General features: G+C 71.5%; 1 protein-coding gene. It reads right to left on the bottom strand.

Going from position 1 to position 555, the window contains the following annotated elements; genetic code table 11:
* Positions 1-555 (bottom strand): cadherin-like domain-containing protein (locus tag AC1DGP_RS35285; RefSeq protein ID WP_476833302.1); only part of this gene is annotated, 555 nt, incomplete at both ends.

Raw genomic sequence — 555 nt, 5'->3', positions numbered from 1 at the left:
CGGTGAACTCGACGACCCTGAAGAGCGCGGTCTGGGCGACCGCGACGGTCTCGTCGCTGACCTCGTAGCTCAGCGTCACCGGGCCAAAATAGCCGGGCGCCGGGGTGAACTCCCAGCCACCCTCGACCGCGGTCAGCGTGCCGCTGGAGGCGGTGAGATGCCTAACCACGAGCGTATCGCCATCAGGATCCAGCGCCCCTGCGAGCAAGCCGATCGCGGTGATCAGCAGCGTCTCGCACCGCCCGATGCTGCGCAGGTTGACGACGCCGGCGAGTTGCGGCGCCCGGTTGCTGCGTGGCCCGCCGGGGTTTTCACCGCCGGGTCCGCCAGGGTTCTCGCCGCCCGGGCCGGAATGGCCGCCCGGGCCGGGGTGGTGGCCACCCGAGCCGCCGCCGGCCGAGGCGATCCCCTCGAAGTCATGGCCACCGCCACCGCCGGCACTGCCGGAGAGGCCGCCGCCATGGCTGAGCGTCAGGTTGTCGTTGCTCGCCGGATCGCCGAAGACATCCTCGAGCTTGGCCGGCGAGAAGCGGCGCAGCGGCAGCTGCTCATAGT

It is taken from the genome of Allobosea sp. 05T433, assembly GCF_056396065.1.
The sequence above is the reverse complement of the archived record's forward strand: the minus strand, read 5'-3'. Positions and strand labels throughout refer to the sequence as shown.